The sequence below is a fragment of the Bythopirellula superficialaquae genome (genome assembly GCF_059632245.1).
This window is the reverse complement of sequence record NZ_CP197426.1, coordinates 520,114-536,058: the sequence shown is the minus strand read 5'-3', so window position 1 is coordinate 536,058 and position 15,945 is coordinate 520,114. Positions and strand designations below refer to the sequence as shown.

The following is a 15,945-nucleotide window of genomic DNA, read 5'->3' as shown; positions in this document are numbered from 1 at the left end:
CTGACCTGTGAGGTCGGAAACGACCGAGGTCACAGACCTCAGCCACAGAACTTGCTCGCCGGTTGACCAGCACAACCTTGGGCAGTAGGATCGTTTGATTCTCTTGTGGTGGCTGTAGTTCAGTTGGTTAGAATGTCGGATTGTGATTCCGAAGGTCACGGGTTCGAATCCCGTCAGCCACCCTTCGCTTAACTTTTGCCGAAATAAGAGTTTCTGTTACCTGTCGACGTTCGACAGCGCGGCGTTTCCCAAGCTTCAAAAACGGTACCTACCGTTTTTGGATTTTCGAGGAGAACCGCATCATGCCTTGGTCGAACAATCATCTGCCCAAGTATCGCAAGCACCGCGCGAGCGGGTCAGGCCGTCGTCACGCTGAACGGTCGGGACTTTTTCCTGGGCCCACACAACACGAAGACAAGCAAGATTGCTTATGATCGTCTGGTCGGCGAGTGGCTCCAGAACAATCGCAATCCCCTGGTGGTAGCAAGCGATGGCATTACCGTCGTGGAGATCTGTGCCCGTTACTACAAGTTCGCCAAAGACTACTACCAGCGCAATGGAAATTGCACGCGAGAAGCCCCAAACATCCGTTTGGCCCTCCGTTTTCTGCGCGAGTGGTACGGCAAAACTCCTGCAGCTGGGTTTGGGCCCTTGGCTCTCAAGATCCTCCGCAGACCCCAGAAATGCGATCCCCTAGCAACGCGGCTATCGTGCCTTCAAAGTCGAGCCAATGATGTCGACGGTTGCTCATATCATTGAGTTAGCAACAAAAGCGCGAGAAGCTTTGGGAGCCGATGCCATGCTCGCCGTCGATGTCGGCTATCGATTCAACGATGTAGCAACCTGTGCCAAAATCTGCAAAGTTCTGGAGGAACTTGATATTTGTTTCTTTGAAACTCCTTTTCCCGTGGACTCTTACGAACCATACGCACAGTTGGCCTCTCAAACTACAGTCCCCTTAGCCATGGGTGAGCATGCTGTTAGTCGTTGGGAGTGCCTGCACATGATCAAATATGGCAAAGTCTCCGTTGTCCAGCCATATATGAACACGATCGGGGGGATCACAGAGGCCAAACGGATTGTCGAGCAGGCGAAAGATTGGGGTGCTTTAGTCATCCCCGGAAATTGGTCGACTCAAATCCTCGGCGCAGCGACCGTCCACTTGGCCGCATATTCGTCCATCACTCCGTTCATCGAATTTGCTCCAGCCGAAGTGTTTGATTCTCCCTTGCGCAAAGAACTCCAGGAGCTTGGTCATCCCGTAGTCGATGGGGCTATCCAACTCCCCACCAAACCTGGAATTGGGATTGAGATCCCCGACGAGCTAATAAAGAGCTACACATTGGATCTGTAGGGCCTAATGTGTCTGTATGGACGAATTCAAGGCTTCAAATTATTAAATCCACCGTCAATCTCGTAATCCGCGCCGGTGACAAAACTCGATTCGTCCGAGGCAAGGAAAACTGCCAATGCTGCGATTTCATCAGGTCTGGCCATACGTCCCATCGGCTGTGTGGCAGACAGCTTCTCAAACATTTCTTGCTCGCGACCCGAGTAATTCTCTTTAAGGTATTTATCGACAAACGGCGTATGAACACGTGCTGGCGAAATACTGTTGCAGCGAATGTTGGACTTCAGGTAGTCACAGGCCACCGAGCGAGTCATCATGATCACAGCGCCCTTACTCATCGAATACGCAAAGCGATCTGGAATTCCCTTGGTCGATGCAACAGATGCCATGTTGATAACGGCCCCTCCACCAAACTGCTTAAGCCAAGGAACAGCAGAATAAAGGCAGTTATAGACCCCCTTGATATTGATTCGGTAAATCCGATCAAGATCAGCGGTGCTTGTCTGCTCAAGGTTTCCGATATGAGCAACTCCAGCATTATTGACCAGTGTTGTCAGTCGACCGAACAGATCAACAACTGCCCTGACAGTCGAATCTACCTGCCCTTCGTCCGAAACATCACAAACAAAGCCCTTGGCATTTCCGCCAGCCTGTTGAATGCGAGCCGCGGTCTTCTCAGCGGCCATTGGGTCCAAGTCGAGCACGGCAACCCTCGCACCTTCGTTGGCAAAACGGAGGCAAATTGCTTCGCCAATCCCAGAGCCACCGCCTGTCACGACAGCAACTTTATTTTCAAGTCGACCACTCATAGCAAGCACTTTAGAACCAAAAGCAATGGTAAATATTTTTAAACGACTCTGCCAATCTGTGCGAGTATTTTACTACGACCACAAAGAGAAATCATGGGGTCACACACAACATTTGGCTCGAAGAGTTAAATTACTTCGATGAGTACAAGAAATGTGCCTTGGACGGATTTGTTTACTCGGCTGCCGTCGTTTTTTTGTTATGGCAACTCAAAAATGTTTAGCTATATCGATCTTGATCCATCTTCTGGGAGTTCGGCATGCCGGTTCGATTAAGGGGCATTACGTGGGATCATCCGCGTGGTTTTGACCCGCTGGTGGCTACTGCCAATATATACGCAAACGAAACAGACGATCAGATAACAATCTCTTGGGAAAAGAGGTCGCTGCAGGCTTTTGCCGACCAATCTTTGGTCGAATTGGCGTCAACTTATGATTTGATTGTTATCGACCATCCTCATGTGGGCGTCGCCGCGCAGAGCAAATGCTTGTTGCCGCTCAATAGTTGTGGCAAAGATGCAGAGTTGAATATTCTCTCCCAACAGAGCGTTGGAGCATCTTTCGCATCGTATTTCTACGATGATCACATGTGGGCATTGCCGATCGACGCAGCCACTCAGATCGGAGCCTATCGGCCCGACCTGATCGATGAGAGCGAGATACCGTCAACTTGGGACCAAGTGCTGGAACTTGCTAAACAGAATCGCGTGCTATGGCCACTCAAGCCGGTGGATGCGATGTGTAGTTTTAACTCGCTGGCTGCAAATCTCGGTTCTCCGATCGGTCAATGCGGAAAGCTTGGACCATTTATCGACGAGCAGGCGGGACAGACCGTTTTAGCAGCGATGCAAGAAATTGCTTGTCATCTTCCGAGTGCATGTTTGCGACTTGATCCACCCGCCGTGCTCGACTGGATGAGCCGCTCCAACAATCAGCAGTACGCATATTGCCCGCTATTGTATGGATACACGAATTACTCGCGTCCTGCGTTTGCCGACCGACTGATACACTTCACAAATATCCCTGCATTGGGAACGAATGGTCCCATCGGAACCCAGCTCGGCGGAACGGGCCTCGCGATATCCGCGGCATGCGCAAATCCATCTGTGGCACTCGATTACGCGTTTTGGCTCGCTAGCGCCGACTGCCAACGCACAATCTATACCGCTGCAAATGGTCAACCGGCCAATTCCGTGGCGTGGGACGATGACGCATGCAATGCAATAACTCACAACTTTTTTCGTGATACAAGAATGACAATTGATGGTGCTTGGGTACGCCCGCGTTATGAAGGATATTTGACTGTCCAGGATCAAGGTGGAGACACTCTCAATCGCTTTCTTCACGAAAGAAGAGATATTAGCACCACACTCGAAGAGTTGAATGTTATTTGGAATAACATGCCATAATTCCAATCCTTGTCACTATGGAACGGCGGGAAAGATCGACCGCGCCGCACGACTCGAAGTTAATTTTTCCGTCAGAATTCCATGAGAATATAACCCAGCACAATACATAGACATGCCTTACTAAGAAAGTTAAGACCAAAATGAAACTCATTCGATTTGGAGAATTTGGCAAGGAAAAACCTGGTGTTCTTGCTGCCGATGGTCAACCAAAGGATTGCTCTGCGTATTTTGAAGATTGGAACAGTTCGTTCTTTCAGAATGGTGGCTTGGAAAAGCTTGGACTTCTTCTCGCTGAGAAGGGTGACAAATTGCCCACTGTGCCTGCCGAAGTGCGCTGGGGTTCTTGTGTCGCTCGGCCCTGGAAGGTGATCTGTATTGGACTGAACTACAGCGATCACGCCGCCGAGTCGGGAATGCAGGTTCCTTCAGAACCAATTGTCTTTATGAAGACCTCGAATACCGTTGTTGGACCTTACGACGACGTGATTATCCCGCGCGGTAGCGAGAAAACGGACTGGGAAGTCGAGCTTGGTATTGTTATCGGCAAGAATGCTCGACTTTTATCGTCACCCAAGGACAGCCTAGGTTATATTGCCGGTTTCTGCATTTGCAACGATATCTCTGAGCGCGCTTTTCAGCTCGAGCGTGGCGGCCAATGGGTCAAAGGCAAGTCGTGCGACACTTTCTGTCCAACCGGACCTTTTCTTGCTACTGCTGACGAGATTAGCGACGTGAACGATCTCGCCATGACGCTTGATGTTAACGGAGAGAGAAAGCAAAACGGAAACTCACGGACTATGATTTTCGACCCGTATTTCTTAGTGCACTATTTGTCGCAATTTATGACGCTCGAGGCGGGCGATATTATTAGTACGGGCACACCGCCAGGGGTGGGGTTGGGTCAGAAACCGCCAAAGTACTTGAAAGCGGGAGACTTCATGGAGCTTTCTATTGAAGGCTTGGGAACGCAACGCCAAGTTTGTCGCGCTGAATAGTGTGCCGTCATCTAACAAAAGTTAACAGCACTGCGTATGTCAGAGTAGAGATATGCAGTTAAATCAGTTTGTAGCTGGTGATCGAATTGTCAACCATTCCCGTGGCAGTGCGTCGAGCGAGGTTCCATGAATTCCGAGTGCCGCTTGCTTCGCGGCACCAAAGCTGGTTGGCTCAGCAAATGTGGTGGCTTCGAGTGGGCATCCAATTTATTCGGATTTGATCTGCTGCCAAAGCACGCTCTCGCTGGCGCCACCTGCCGATCGCACTGACGCGGGTCTTTCAGGACCACAGAGTAAATCAACCTGACTGGCGAGCTGCCGAGACTTTTTCTGAAGAGACGCTCACAGTGCTCTTAGCGTTTATCATTTTATCGTGCCGTGAAGAATTGGTATTTCATGGTTATCCATTACAGCGGCTAATAGATCCGCTTGGCGTTTGCAGCGCTCTATTGTTGACGGCTTTCATATTTGCTGCCGAACATATGGTAGGCGGCTAGTCGTGGACACAGGCCCTACTAGGATTTGGCGTCGGTTCGCTGCTATTTGTCATGGCCGCCATCGCGAGTCGAGGGCTTGCGTTTCGACCTAAACTTAGGTCGTAGAGACACGTAAATATGTTTAACATTAGGCGGACACACTTGCGGCTTGCTTTGAGTTATGTGGGCCATGTGGATAGTTTGCTTCATAAAATGTTGGAGGTTCATATGTCCAACCAGCTTCGAGCATTTCCTGCTGCTTTTTGAGCTTCCGATAAAGATAACGCCCAGCAATAGGAGTCGCCAAATAGGAGTACCAGCCAAACTCTGCGTGCAACTCTGAGAGTAAATCATTGATCTGAGCGACGTACTTTGCGTTGTTTCGATAATGTTGTCGAGTTGCCCAGAGGACTGCCGCATAACGTACAGGTAGATTCGCGGCTTCGTGAGCAAACCGTGCTCGTATTCTAGCACTCGGGTGTGCCTTGTATTTTCGCCAACCACGCATAACAGATCGCACTATGCGAACAACACTAGGTCCATTGACTTCGAAGTCCCGTTGAAATGCACGAAGCAGAAATTCAGTTTCTTGGCCGTTTTTGATATGTGGGTGTTGGTAATTGAAAAGATGTTGACCATGTATATCAGCGATTGAAACCTCTGCCAAACTTTTAAGCGAATTGTTTGCCTGATGTTCGGCAAACAGCGGTGTGCCAGGAATTGGCGTATAAAGCATGAATTGGTGGAACTCAGTGTTGTGGTTTACGGCATGTTCGATGGCATCATCAATGTTATCAGGTGAGTGACTTTCCAGGCCAATGATACTTGAACCCAAAACACGGATTCCATGCGACTGCAATTCTCTCACAAATTTGATAGTGTCCGTGCCAGCCAATTTGGTGTACTGGGATTCCTTGCCTTCGAGTCCAAGCCAAACCCATGATATTCCAAGTGCCACAAGCTGTTCTGGCGTGTATTTCTGCAAGACATTGGCTGAGCTGAAAACATAGAGAGACCACGGCTTTTCGTGCTCATCCATACACTCGAGGAGTTCGAGGGCACGCTTCTTGTTTAACAGAAAGTTTTCATCCATGACAAAGAACGCCCGAACTCCTAAGGCCGCTTCGAGCTTGCACATGATTTGAAAGAGTTCGTCGCCTGACTGGTAATATTCGATAAATTTTCCTTTACCCCCGAACATGGCGGATGTCGAGCAAAAATTGCACCCCATAGGACAGCCTACAGATGGAATTAATGTCGCACAGGCATCGCCGGGATGATTCTGAAGACTAACACCCATGATACGTGAGCCGATATTTGCTCGGACGACGGGATGTCGTACAGGCTTATGTTCATCCTCGCCGAGAAATTTCCGCATCCATCGCACACCGTCGCCTCGAACCACGTGATCGACGTCGGCGTATTCCGGCAATACAGCAAGATTAGCAATATGTCCGCCGACTACGATAGTTGCCTGTGGTTGGTATTTGCGGATCAGCTTGCACATACGGCGCACTTTGAGCAAGTTGGTCATAATCGAGCTTATGCCGATGACGTCGTATTGGATGGTTTTTAGCTCTTGGACAAAACGTTCTTCTGTCGGGAAGTCGAGAAGTGTGCAGGGAGCTTGCAGGTTTACTTGTATTAGCATCAATCCCCAAGATCGATTGAACGTGCGTAGTGAGAATGCTTCCTGCACGCGCGTGACCTGGTTGTGGTAGAGCTCCATCGGATTGATGCGCCTGCTGCCATAAGCGTCATCCTGAGCGTAGGGACCAAAGACGCTCGATAAAAGCACACGAGCTTTAACCCCTTTGGGATGTGAAGGATGAGACATATAAAGATCCTAAGCGTTTGTGAATTAACTTACGGAAGGACTTAGTGCAGGATCTTCAGTTGGCAAGCGACTCATTCGTGCCAACTTGTGTGTAAATTTGACTCACTTGATGTGCATTTTTAGACTCCACGCAACCACATCACGCCAAAGTGCGCATAAATTTTCGTGGCTTTTCTAAATTCACTTTTGGCAGGATGCATTTACAGTGCCGGTATCCAGGCCGATCGAGAACTCAATAGGCCCTGACGAACCGTCGACTATCTACGTCATAGTTGTGTTTCGCAAATTCATCCGGAATTCATTGAGTTCGAAGAGGAATACACTCTGATCACAAGCATTCGCAATGAACGGCCATCTCATGACTTCGACTCCAAGGGCGGGTTCGTAAAAGTGGTGCTGGATTGAACTCAAAGCACTGTTCCGGCGTCCCGCACCCGACAATATCCCTAAAGGGGATAAAATGGTGCGGTTAGGAAAATTGGTCGTTTGAACGCCAAGCATACTTAGAAATCGAGGATATCTCTCCGATTAACTCAATAATGCAATCAAGGCAAAGCACGATAGATTTTGTTGGCATTGGAATGCCGGTCGTGCTAGCAAATGCTTGCTTATTTAAGCATGGAGGCTTTCATGTCTCGACAAAGCGTCATTCGCTATATTTTTGCATCTGCCATTCGGACTATGGCGATTCTGGTATGCGTCGGTTTCTCACCTATTGTTTGTGAAGCCGAACAAGCTGACGGTTTATTCCTTGAGCCAACCGGCGTTGAATTGACATCCTACTGCGATGATGCCTGTGCAGTGGATTGTGGGAATGGCTGCGACTGCGGCTCTGCGTGTTCAGGCAAGTTGTTCGGGTTTCTGAAGCCATCGGACCATTGCTTCGACAGCTTTATCAGTCCCATTACAAACCCAGTGTTTTTTGAAGATCCACGCACGCTCACTGAAGCACGGGCGATTTATTTGAATCACAACGTGCCTGCGGCGACAGCTGGTGGTGACGTGCAATTGATTGCCGTCCAATTACGGGCGGCACTCACGGAACGGCTGTCACTTATTGCCACCAAAGATGGCTATGTGATTTCCAGCAATCCATTAATTGAAGATGGCTGGGCCGACGTGGCAGCCGGTTTGAAATACAACCTCTTCGCCGATCCAGTGGCCCAGCGACTTTTGAGCACGGGAGCAACCTACGAAATGCCCGTCGGAACGCCGGGCACAAGACAAGGCAACGGCGACGGTGAGTTTCACGTCTTTCTGACCGGTGGGACGGAGATACTTACCCGCGGCCATTGGATCAGCGCTTCGGGCTTTCGTTTACCAGTGGACAACAACGCCGAAAGTACTATGTGGTATTGGTCGAATCACTGGGACTACGAATTCGCGCCACGTTGGTACGCCCTCACCGAAGTGAACTGGTATAACTGGACCCGGTCGGGGGATAATACCGCACTGCCAGGTGTAGAAGGTGGCGATCTGTTTAACTTTGGTTCGGTGGGCGTCGCCGGTAACAATATCGTCACCCAAGCTTTGGGCGTGAAGTTCAAACGCAATCGACATCACGAATTAGGAGCCGCGTTTGAAGTTCCTTTAACGGAACGACGTGACATATTGGAAAGCCGTTTCACTCTCGACTGGATTCTTCGCTACTAAACGTATTCGCCCTTCACTTGTCCAGCCTCAAAGCTCGGGCCAGAGTTTTCTCTGGCCCGAGTTTTTTCCAGAATTAAAACACTCGCTGCTGCGATAATCACTTCATAGTTGGTATAAGTCATCATTTGCCGAGGCAGGAAAATCGCAATCAGTGACTCCCACCCGCTTCATTGCAAGCAAATCCGCCAGCGTACGTTTACTGAGGACAGATTCAACCTGAGCAATCGCTTCGTTGATTTCAGAATGGAGCGGGCAGAGTTTAAAATGTTCTGGAAGTCCCAGGGGACATCTTTCCACACGTTTGATGGGATCGACGGCGTTTAGAACTCTCAGAATTGTTAGGTCGTCCGGGTCAGCTTTCAGAATGATTCCGCCTCCCGCTCCACGCTGGGTTGCGACGATCCCTGCGTCTCTAAGCCGGTTCAGAACTTTACGAAGATAAGGTGCTGGGACCTGAGTGGCCTCCGACATTTCGGGAATGGTGCTGGTAAATTCTGGTCGGGACGCCAAATGCGCCATGGATCGTAGTGCGTATTCAGCTGTCTGTGAAAACAAAAAAACCTCCTAAGGCAGCCAAAGCGCACCTTGACATCCTGTTTGAAACCATTAAATTCACCTGCGAATTCTTCAATTTAGTCGCTACCACCAAGTGGGCCAAGGAATGTTGTGGGCACTATTTCACCGCGATTTTGCCTCTAAAAAAGCCCAAATCCGTTCGGCACCTCCAAGGGATTTGACTGTAGGCGCGAGTCGGCCAGCCTTTTACTTAACTCTAAGTGTTCTGATTCTAGCCAGCCAAGGCTGCCGTAGAGAGTCACCCCCTAGCTTTAAACCTAGCAAGGAAGTGGTCGAACTGACGGCAGACATCGAAGATCCGGAAGAATTGAAGTTATACAAGGACCTCCAGACTCAGGTCGTTCAAAAACTGCAAGCGCTTACTGGCACCCCCGATAAGCCGATTCTCCTTGGCTCGCAATTGGACGATGCCCATCTCAAACGCGGTTATGCACTCTACTCGCGTTACTGCAGCCAATGTCACGGTGTCAACGGCGATGGGAACGGTCCCGCCGCCGTGTACTTGAATCCGAAACCTCGTAACTACACGCAAGGCATCTTCAAGTTTACATCAACACCATACGGCATGAAACCACGCCGAGCTGATCTGGTTCGCACGGTACGCCGAGGTATCACCGGCACATCCATGCCATCGTTCGATCGCTTCAGCGACGAAGACGTGGATGCAGTTGTTGACTATGTCATGGTGCTCACACTACGAGGTCAACTGGAGAAACAGCTTGCCCAAATGGCTTATGACGATGGTGAACTCCCCGATGACGAGCTCACGCAGGAGATCATCGACGAGTTGTTACTTCCCTGGAAGGAATCTTCAGAGCGCATCGTCATGCCAACTACCCCAATGCCTCCCATGACAGATGAGACTGTAGCCTTAGGTCACAAGCTTTTTCTGCAGCAAGCCTGCAACAAGTGCCACGGTCAGTTCGGGCGAGGTGGATCAATGGAAAAAGTTGAAGTTGGAATGGACTCTTGGGGTCACCAAGCGGCGGCCGCGGATTTGTCATCGGGTATGTTCCGCGGTGGAGGTCGGCCCATAGACATTTATCGACGGATTTCATCGGGCATCAATGGCACTCCGATGCCTGCGTTCGAAAAGGTTTTCCAAGAAAATCCCGAAGCAATTTGGCATCTTGTCCATTTCATTAAAGCAACTGGCGAGCGTCGGCGTGAAGGAAAAGAACCTTTGAGCGCTGCCGATCTACCAACTCAGGCACCTGTTGAGCAAACTCCGAATACCATCGAACCCACTGACCAACAGGATACGCCTGCGGTAGACGATCAGCCCGCCGCACAGGCTGCTTAACCTACCTCTAAGTTTTAGAGAGTTAAATGGATACAGTCGCTAAAGAATCAGAACTGATCGAACTAAAACGCCGCGTCAACGAACTTGAGTCGCAAATTGCGGCCGAAGTCGATTATGCGCCGTTTCGGCCCTCGGGGTACTACACGGCGTACTACGCGACTACCGGCTTCATGCTAGGCATCTTCGGTGCGATGGCTAGTCTCTTGTTCAATATCGTTGGCTCAGTCCTGACGGGTAGGCATCCACTCGAAATTATTCGTAGCTATCTTACGTTTCCACTTGGTGATCAAGCCTTCAATCTCCCGCCTGAGCAGAATGGTTTAATGCTGGCCATTGGTTGCTGTCTGTACCTCGCCACCGGAATGGTTATGGGCATCCCAGTGTATTTGGCACTCACAAGATGGGGAGCCGGCAAATCGATTGGCGTGAAGTTCTTGATTGCAACCATCGTGTCGCTGTTGATTTGGATTATCAACTTTTATGGGATCTTGTCCTGGCTACAGCCCGAAGTCATCGACATGTCTGAAGAAAACTTGATTGTCAATCGCGTGCCGTGGTGGGTTGCTGCCGCCACTCATCTTGTTTTTGGTTGGACAATGGTACTGGTATATCCCTTGGGTGATTTCGTGCCCTATCGCCGAGTCACGGAGAAAAAATGAATTCCCCGAGTTCTACTTTTGACGACACCGCAGCAGATCGCCTGGGAGTGCCGCTCGTCGAAGAGCGTCTCGTCTTGTGGTATTTTCTGGCTGCGCTCGGCTATCTCTTTGTGTCTTTGGCAGGCGGCTTGTTGATGGCTCTCCAATTAGTGAATTGGAATCCTCTTGCAGGAAGCGAATACCTCTCGCCAGGCCGCTGGAGAATGGTTCACACAAACGCCATTGCGTATGGATTCATTGCCAATTGCTTTTTAGGAGCACTCCACTGGGCGATTCCCCGGTTGACTCTCAAACCGGTGCTTAGTCGGCCTCTATCATACTTCATTTTTGTTGCCTGGCAGGTTGTTGTCCTTTCGACTGCCATAGGCATTTTGATGGGGCAGGCACAAGGCGTGGAATGGGGCGAAACTCCGGTCTGGATCGACCCTCTCGCATTGGCCGGATTGGCCTTGGTTGCCGTCAATTTCATGGCCCCTATCGTTCGTACGACCGGGCCTCTCTATGTAACGCTGTGGTACTTTATGGCGGCGTTTGTTTGGACATTCCTGACCTACGCTATGGGCAATTTCGTGCCCGAATATTTTGTCTCGGGCACGAGTGCGGGTGCCGTTGCCGGCCTTTTCATTCATGACCTGGTAGGATTGTTCGTCACGCCGCTGGCGTGGGGGCTCATGTATTATTTTGTTCCCATTTTGCTTAAAAAACCAATCTGGAGCCACGGCCTATCATTGGTCGGGTTCTGGGGGCTCGCTTTTTTCTATCCGCTCAACGGTATTCATCACTTTCTATACACACCGATTCCAGACTTTCTTGAATATGGAGCCATCATCTCAACCATCGCGGTTGAATTTGTGGTCACGACAGTGATCATCAACTTTTTTGGCACCATTTGGGGTTCTGGGCGAGCCATCGTTACTAACCTGCCAATTCGATGGTTTTATACGGGAATGGTTTTGTACTTCGTCACTTGCGCACAGTGTGCGCTGCAGGTGACGCACACTTTTCAAAAGCTGATTCACTTTTCGGATTGGGTGGTTGGCCATGCTCATCTGGTCATGTTTGGTGTATTCAGCATGTGGTTCTTTGGAATGATGACGTACCTCTTCCCTAGGCTCTTAAAGCATTCGTGGTACAGCCGCAATTTGTGTGAATGGCACTATTGGCTTTCCACGGTTGGTATCGTGGTGATGTTTATCGACTTGACGCTCGCAGGAGTGTTCCAAGGATTTTACTGGGGCTCGCTGCAACCTTGGGAAGTTTCCGTCGACGCATCATTTCCCTTCTGGGTCACTCGATTGTTCGCGGGACTTGCGATCATCGGTGGGCAAGTCGTTTTTATTTACAACCTGTGGCAGACTTGGCGGCTAGCCAATCCGTCCGTCGTCACACGCACTGCAACTATGACAGCCTAACAAGGCATGAAATGTTATGTTCGAAAGTAAATCAGGCATCCTCTTGGTCGGTGGCATCGGATTTTTTCTGTTCGCATTTTTGTCGAACGCGCTTGTTCCGATCCTGCTGTACAGGGATCTTCCCGAACAGTCCGTCGCCGAATTGGTCGAGAATCAAAACTTGATTTATCAATTCGAGGATCTGAGCTTGCGCTATCCCGAACAATTCAAGAAATACTACGGAACAGCCAATCAAGAGAATCTCGCCAAAGCATTGCAGTTAGGCCACGATGTCTACGTCGCGGAAGGTTGCTGGCATTGTCACAGCCAGTTTGTCCGTCCCGTTTCCAATGAGAGTATTCGCTGGGGCAAAGTCGCTTCATCGCCAGAATACCAGAATCGCTTACAACGTCCCGTTTTGTGGGGCACTCGTCGCGTTGGTCCTGATTTAAGCCGCGAAGGCGGACGACGCAGCAACGATTGGCACGCTGTGCATTTCTATGACCCTGCAACGTTGTCTCAGCGGTCACCGATGCCCGCTTACACTTGGTTTTTTGATGAGAACGATCCCGACAAACCCAATGAACGCGGTCTTGCGATTATCACTTATGTCCAATGGTTGGGATCTTGGTTGGAAGAGTACCCGCTCTACGAAAAATATGTACCTTTGGTCGATCAAATGCAAAATCCATTGGAGTAGGTGGCATGTCTCAGGAAACTCAAAACGCTGATAAGCTGCGAAACAGAATCGTTCTGGCGATGGCGGTGGTGATTCTTGGATTTTGTTTCTTCGGGTTCGGTAGCAAATTCATTGAACTGGTGAAGCTGGTCAAAGACTCTGATTCAGCCGCTTCCGAAGGTGTATTTGCGGTTGCACCGCTCATGAACTATTTACTGGCCAGCGCGGGGTTTTTGTGCATGTTGGGTTGGGCGGCAGCTCAGGGCATGTTTAACGATATCGAAGGTCCTAAAGTGACAATGTTGGAACACGAAGAACAGTTGGACAGATTTGACAGTGACGCACATTTCAGCGATTCAATCCTCTAGGGCATGGAAGACATCGATCATGAGTGACTATTTAGAAACGCAAGCTGAGGGCATGCCTATAAAGACCACGACTCCGGAAGAAGAAGGGCGATGGCACACATACGTCGGGAATCGCATACCTTGGTATGTTCGACTCATATGGCTAGGGTTCTGGGTATTTGCTGTTTACTACACAATCTCCTACCTGTTCCCAGCATTACAGACTGAAATTGCGTCGCCACCGTGAGTACTACTACAACTGACCGCTACTGCGCATTCTGTGGCCTGCCTTTGCCTTCGCAATTGGCATGGGGAAATTCTGCATCACCAGATTCAATCGAATTCTGCTGTTCTGGCTGCCGATCCGTGGCCAATGTCATGGCAGCTAAAGAAGAACAAGGCGTTTCTGCACAAGCCATGCTTCGACTGGGCTTGGGTGTCTTCTTCACCATGAATGTCATGGTTTTTACAATGGCTTTGTGGAGCGAAGATCTCTATCCCGTCAATTCCTTCACCAATCCTTTGGCCGTAACTCTACGGGGAGTTTTTCGATGGGCAACATTCTTATTCGCACTCCCTGTTCTCTATTTATTGGGTGGCCCTATCGCCCAGGGAGTCGGACAGTCTCTTAAACGCCGCGTGTTGACAACCGATCTGCTCATTCTAGCAGGCATTATCGCGGCATATTGCTATTCGATCGTTTCAGTTCTTCGCGGGACAGGACATGTTTATTTCGAAGTCGGCGCGATGGTCATGGTTTTCGTTTCCATCGGTCGCTGGCTTGAGGCGAAAGGTAAGCATCGCGCAGGTACTTCGCTCGACAAACTCATCCAGTTGCTTCCCGAGAAAGTACGCAAGAAACTGCCGAATGGCGAGGTCCAGCAAATCAATCGTAATGAGATACGCACTGGCGATATTGTTCGCGTTCTACCCGGTGAACGGTTCCCGGTTGATGGAATTGTGACCTGCGGCCGTGCCTTGGTAGATGAGCAAATCGTCACAGGTGAAAGCGTACAGGCTGTCAAATCGCCAGGAAGCCCTGTCTATGCAGGTACTTTAAACTTCGATGGCGATATCACGATCGAAGTCACCGCCTCCGATGGCAAAGAGACCCTGTCTCGTATTATCGATATGGTGCGTTTGGCACGCGCTGCCAAGGGTCGGCACGAACGACTTGCGGATCGTGTCGCCTTCTTTTTCATTCCACTTGTCTGCTTTATCGCAGTGACTGCTGGTTGGTGGCATGCCACAGAAAGCGGTATTAATCAAGGAATTCTTACCGCCCTTTCTGTCGTACTTATTGCTTGTCCTTGTGCTTTGGGAATGGCAACGCCCATGGCCGTATGGGCAGCTCTGGGTCGAGCAGCGCAGGCTGGACTCCTTTTTCGTAGCGGAGTCGTGCTCGAGAAAATGGCCGAACTTCAGTTTGCCTGTTTTGATAAAACAGGCACGCTTACCACTGGTGTCCCCAGCAACTGCCACCTCATAATTGCCAGCGGAATCGATCAATCGCAATTTCTGTCAGTTGCCCTAACCTTGACGAGTGGATCAAATCATATCCTATCGCGTGAAATCGCTGGTTTTGTATCCAAACATTCACCAGGACTCACTCAGCTTAGTTCTTCGCCTATTGAAAGTTGGCCAGGGCAAGGCCTCTCGTGTCAAACGGCAGAACTAGGCACAGCGTTCCTAGGTAGCCAAAGTTTTTTTGAAGAGCGTAATTTTGTAACGCATCCAGAACTCGCTTGTCGCTTACAGCATTATCCGTTGCATCAGCAAATTTATGTCGGTTGGAACGGGAGCACAAAGGGAGTATTTTTGATGGCCGAACAGTTTAGGCCAGAAGTAGTTCAAGCACTTGAGGAGTGTCGTCGTCTAGGACTCGAAATTCACCTACTCTCCGGCGATCTTCAACAACGCGTCATACCCATTGGCAATCTCTTGGGCATTCATTCCAGAGGCAGCTTATTACCGGCCGATAAGGCGATTACTCTGGAAAATCTCAAAAAACGCGGTCGTGTTGCGATGATCGGTGACGGGCTTAACGATGCCCCGGCTTTGGCAACTGCCGATGTTGGTGTTGCTCTCGGATGCGGTGCCGACGTTTCACGCGACGCGGCCGGCGTGTGCCTGCTTTCAGATGACCTGCGTCGCTTTCCTTGGGCCGTTGGACTAGCACGAGATACCTTGAAGGTGGTAAGGCAAAACTTGTTTTGGGCATTCATCTATAACGCTTGCGGTATCGGTCTGGCAGTTTGCGGTCGATTGAACCCAATCTGGGCAGCCCTCGCGATGGCACTCAGCAGTATACTCGTGATCGGCAACTCCTTGCGTTTGGGTCGCTATCCGGATCTACCTGAATTACCTGATGCACCATCAGTCGAAAAATTTGCTCAAAACACGACGACAATTGCTAATACTTTGACAAGACCGCGGGCGGAGTTTGCTGGAGTATCACCTTGA

At 50.0% G+C, this 15,945-nt stretch carries 13 protein-coding genes, 1 tRNA gene and 1 pseudogene; 12 read left to right on the top strand and 3 right to left on the bottom strand.

Annotation, left to right across the window (positions count from 1 at the left end; genetic code table 11):
* The first annotated feature begins 108 nt into the window (after nucleotides 1-108).
* Nucleotides 109-182, top strand: a tRNA-His gene (locus SH678x_RS02405).
* 530 nt (nucleotides 183-712) lie between these two features.
* A pseudogene (locus SH678x_RS02400) lies at nucleotides 713-1,354 on the top strand (enolase C-terminal domain-like protein); the annotation flags it as partial.
* Between the two features lie 26 nt (nucleotides 1,355-1,380).
* On the opposite strand, the gene SH678x_RS02395 reads toward SH678x_RS02400, so the two are convergent.
* A complete protein-coding gene (locus SH678x_RS02395; RefSeq protein WP_496921290.1) occupies nucleotides 1,381-2,160 on the bottom strand; it encodes an SDR family NAD(P)-dependent oxidoreductase in 780 nt (259 codons plus the stop codon).
* Nucleotides 2,161-2,417: 257 nt separating this feature from the next.
* Here SH678x_RS02395 and SH678x_RS02390 point away from each other — a divergent pair, with 257 nt between their 5' ends.
* From SH678x_RS02390 to SH678x_RS02380, 3 genes are all read left to right on the top strand, one after another.
* Nucleotides 2,418-3,566 carry an ABC transporter substrate-binding protein gene (locus SH678x_RS02390; RefSeq protein WP_496921289.1) on the top strand — a complete coding sequence of 383 codons (1,149 nt, stop codon included), beginning with the start codon at nucleotides 2,418-2,420 and terminating at the stop codon, nucleotides 3,564-3,566.
* 266 nt (nucleotides 3,567-3,832) lie between these two features.
* The gene (locus tag SH678x_RS02385; RefSeq protein WP_496921288.1) at nucleotides 3,833-4,561 is read left to right on the top strand and encodes a fumarylacetoacetate hydrolase family protein; all 729 of its coding nucleotides are present in this window, start codon (nucleotides 3,833-3,835) and stop codon (nucleotides 4,559-4,561) included.
* A gap of 347 nt (nucleotides 4,562-4,908) precedes the next feature.
* Entirely contained in the window at nucleotides 4,909-5,058 is a 150-nt protein-coding gene (locus SH678x_RS02380; protein ID WP_496921287.1) for a CPBP family glutamic-type intramembrane protease, read from the top strand.
* A 127-nt stretch (nucleotides 5,059-5,185) separates the two neighbouring features.
* Here the strand turns inward: SH678x_RS02380 and SH678x_RS02375 are convergent, their stop codons facing one another.
* Nucleotides 5,186-6,874: a B12-binding domain-containing radical SAM protein gene (locus SH678x_RS02375; RefSeq protein ID WP_496921286.1), complete on the bottom strand. Its 1,689-nt coding sequence runs from the start codon at nucleotides 6,872-6,874 to the stop codon at nucleotides 5,186-5,188.
* Nucleotides 6,875-7,504: 630 nt separating this feature from the next.
* Between SH678x_RS02375 and SH678x_RS02370 the strand changes: the two genes are divergently transcribed.
* Complete coding sequence (locus SH678x_RS02370) at nucleotides 7,505-8,527, top strand: hypothetical protein (RefSeq protein WP_496921285.1); 1,023 nt, start codon at nucleotides 7,505-7,507, stop codon at nucleotides 8,525-8,527.
* A gap of 102 nt (nucleotides 8,528-8,629) precedes the next feature.
* Here SH678x_RS02370 and SH678x_RS02365 read toward each other — a convergent pair whose 3' ends face one another.
* Nucleotides 8,630-9,082 carry an RrF2 family transcriptional regulator gene (locus SH678x_RS02365; protein WP_496921284.1) on the bottom strand — a complete coding sequence of 151 codons (453 nt, stop codon included), beginning with the start codon at nucleotides 9,080-9,082 and terminating at the stop codon, nucleotides 8,630-8,632.
* A 289-nt stretch (nucleotides 9,083-9,371) separates the two neighbouring features.
* On the opposite strand from SH678x_RS02365, the gene SH678x_RS02360 reads away from it, so the two are divergent.
* From SH678x_RS02360 to SH678x_RS02335, 6 genes are all read left to right on the top strand, one after another.
* On the top strand, nucleotides 9,372-10,406 hold the full coding sequence (locus SH678x_RS02360; protein WP_496921283.1) for a c-type cytochrome: 1,035 nt from the start codon (nucleotides 9,372-9,374) through the stop codon (nucleotides 10,404-10,406).
* 26 nt (nucleotides 10,407-10,432) lie between these two features.
* Nucleotides 10,433-11,065, top strand: coding sequence for a hypothetical protein (locus tag SH678x_RS02355; RefSeq protein WP_496921282.1), 633 nt, complete (start codon nucleotides 10,433-10,435; stop codon nucleotides 11,063-11,065).
* Nucleotides 11,062-12,477, top strand: a complete 1,416-nt coding sequence (locus SH678x_RS02350) for a cbb3-type cytochrome c oxidase subunit I (RefSeq protein WP_496921281.1) — start codon at nucleotides 11,062-11,064, stop codon at nucleotides 12,475-12,477. Before SH678x_RS02355 ends, SH678x_RS02350 begins: the two co-directional genes overlap by 4 nt.
* Before the next feature lie 16 nt (nucleotides 12,478-12,493).
* Complete coding sequence (locus tag SH678x_RS02345) at nucleotides 12,494-13,156, top strand: cbb3-type cytochrome c oxidase subunit II (RefSeq protein WP_496921280.1); 663 nt, start codon at nucleotides 12,494-12,496, stop codon at nucleotides 13,154-13,156.
* A gap of 5 nt (nucleotides 13,157-13,161) precedes the next feature.
* A complete protein-coding gene (locus SH678x_RS02340; protein ID WP_496921279.1) occupies nucleotides 13,162-13,503 on the top strand; it encodes a hypothetical protein in 342 nt (113 codons plus the stop codon).
* A gap of 357 nt (nucleotides 13,504-13,860) precedes the next feature.
* Nucleotides 13,861-15,945 (top strand): heavy metal translocating P-type ATPase, encoded by a 2,085-nt coding sequence (locus SH678x_RS02335; protein WP_496921278.1) that lies wholly within the window; start codon nucleotides 13,861-13,863, stop codon nucleotides 15,943-15,945.

Coding starts and splice junctions, on each gene's coding strand:
- SH678x_RS02340 (WP_496921279.1), top strand. CDS start 13,162: ATGTCTCAGGAAACTCAAAACGCTGATAAGCTGCGAAACAGAATCGTT.
- SH678x_RS02355 (WP_496921282.1), top strand. CDS start 10,433: ATGGATACAGTCGCTAAAGAATCAGAACTGATCGAACTAAAACGCCGC.
- SH678x_RS02345 (WP_496921280.1), top strand. CDS start 12,494: ATGTTCGAAAGTAAATCAGGCATCCTCTTGGTCGGTGGCATCGGATTT.
- SH678x_RS02395 (WP_496921290.1), bottom strand. CDS start 2,160: ATGAGTGGTCGACTTGAAAATAAAGTTGCTGTCGTGACAGGCGGTGGC.
- SH678x_RS02375 (WP_496921286.1), bottom strand. CDS start 6,874: ATGTCTCATCCTTCACATCCCAAAGGGGTTAAAGCTCGTGTGCTTTTA.
- SH678x_RS02335 (WP_496921278.1), top strand. CDS start 13,861: ATGGCAGCTAAAGAAGAACAAGGCGTTTCTGCACAAGCCATGCTTCGA.
- SH678x_RS02370 (WP_496921285.1), top strand. CDS start 7,505: ATGTCTCGACAAAGCGTCATTCGCTATATTTTTGCATCTGCCATTCGG.
- SH678x_RS02390 (WP_496921289.1), top strand. CDS start 2,418: ATGCCGGTTCGATTAAGGGGCATTACGTGGGATCATCCGCGTGGTTTT.
- SH678x_RS02350 (WP_496921281.1), top strand. CDS start 11,062: ATGAATTCCCCGAGTTCTACTTTTGACGACACCGCAGCAGATCGCCTG.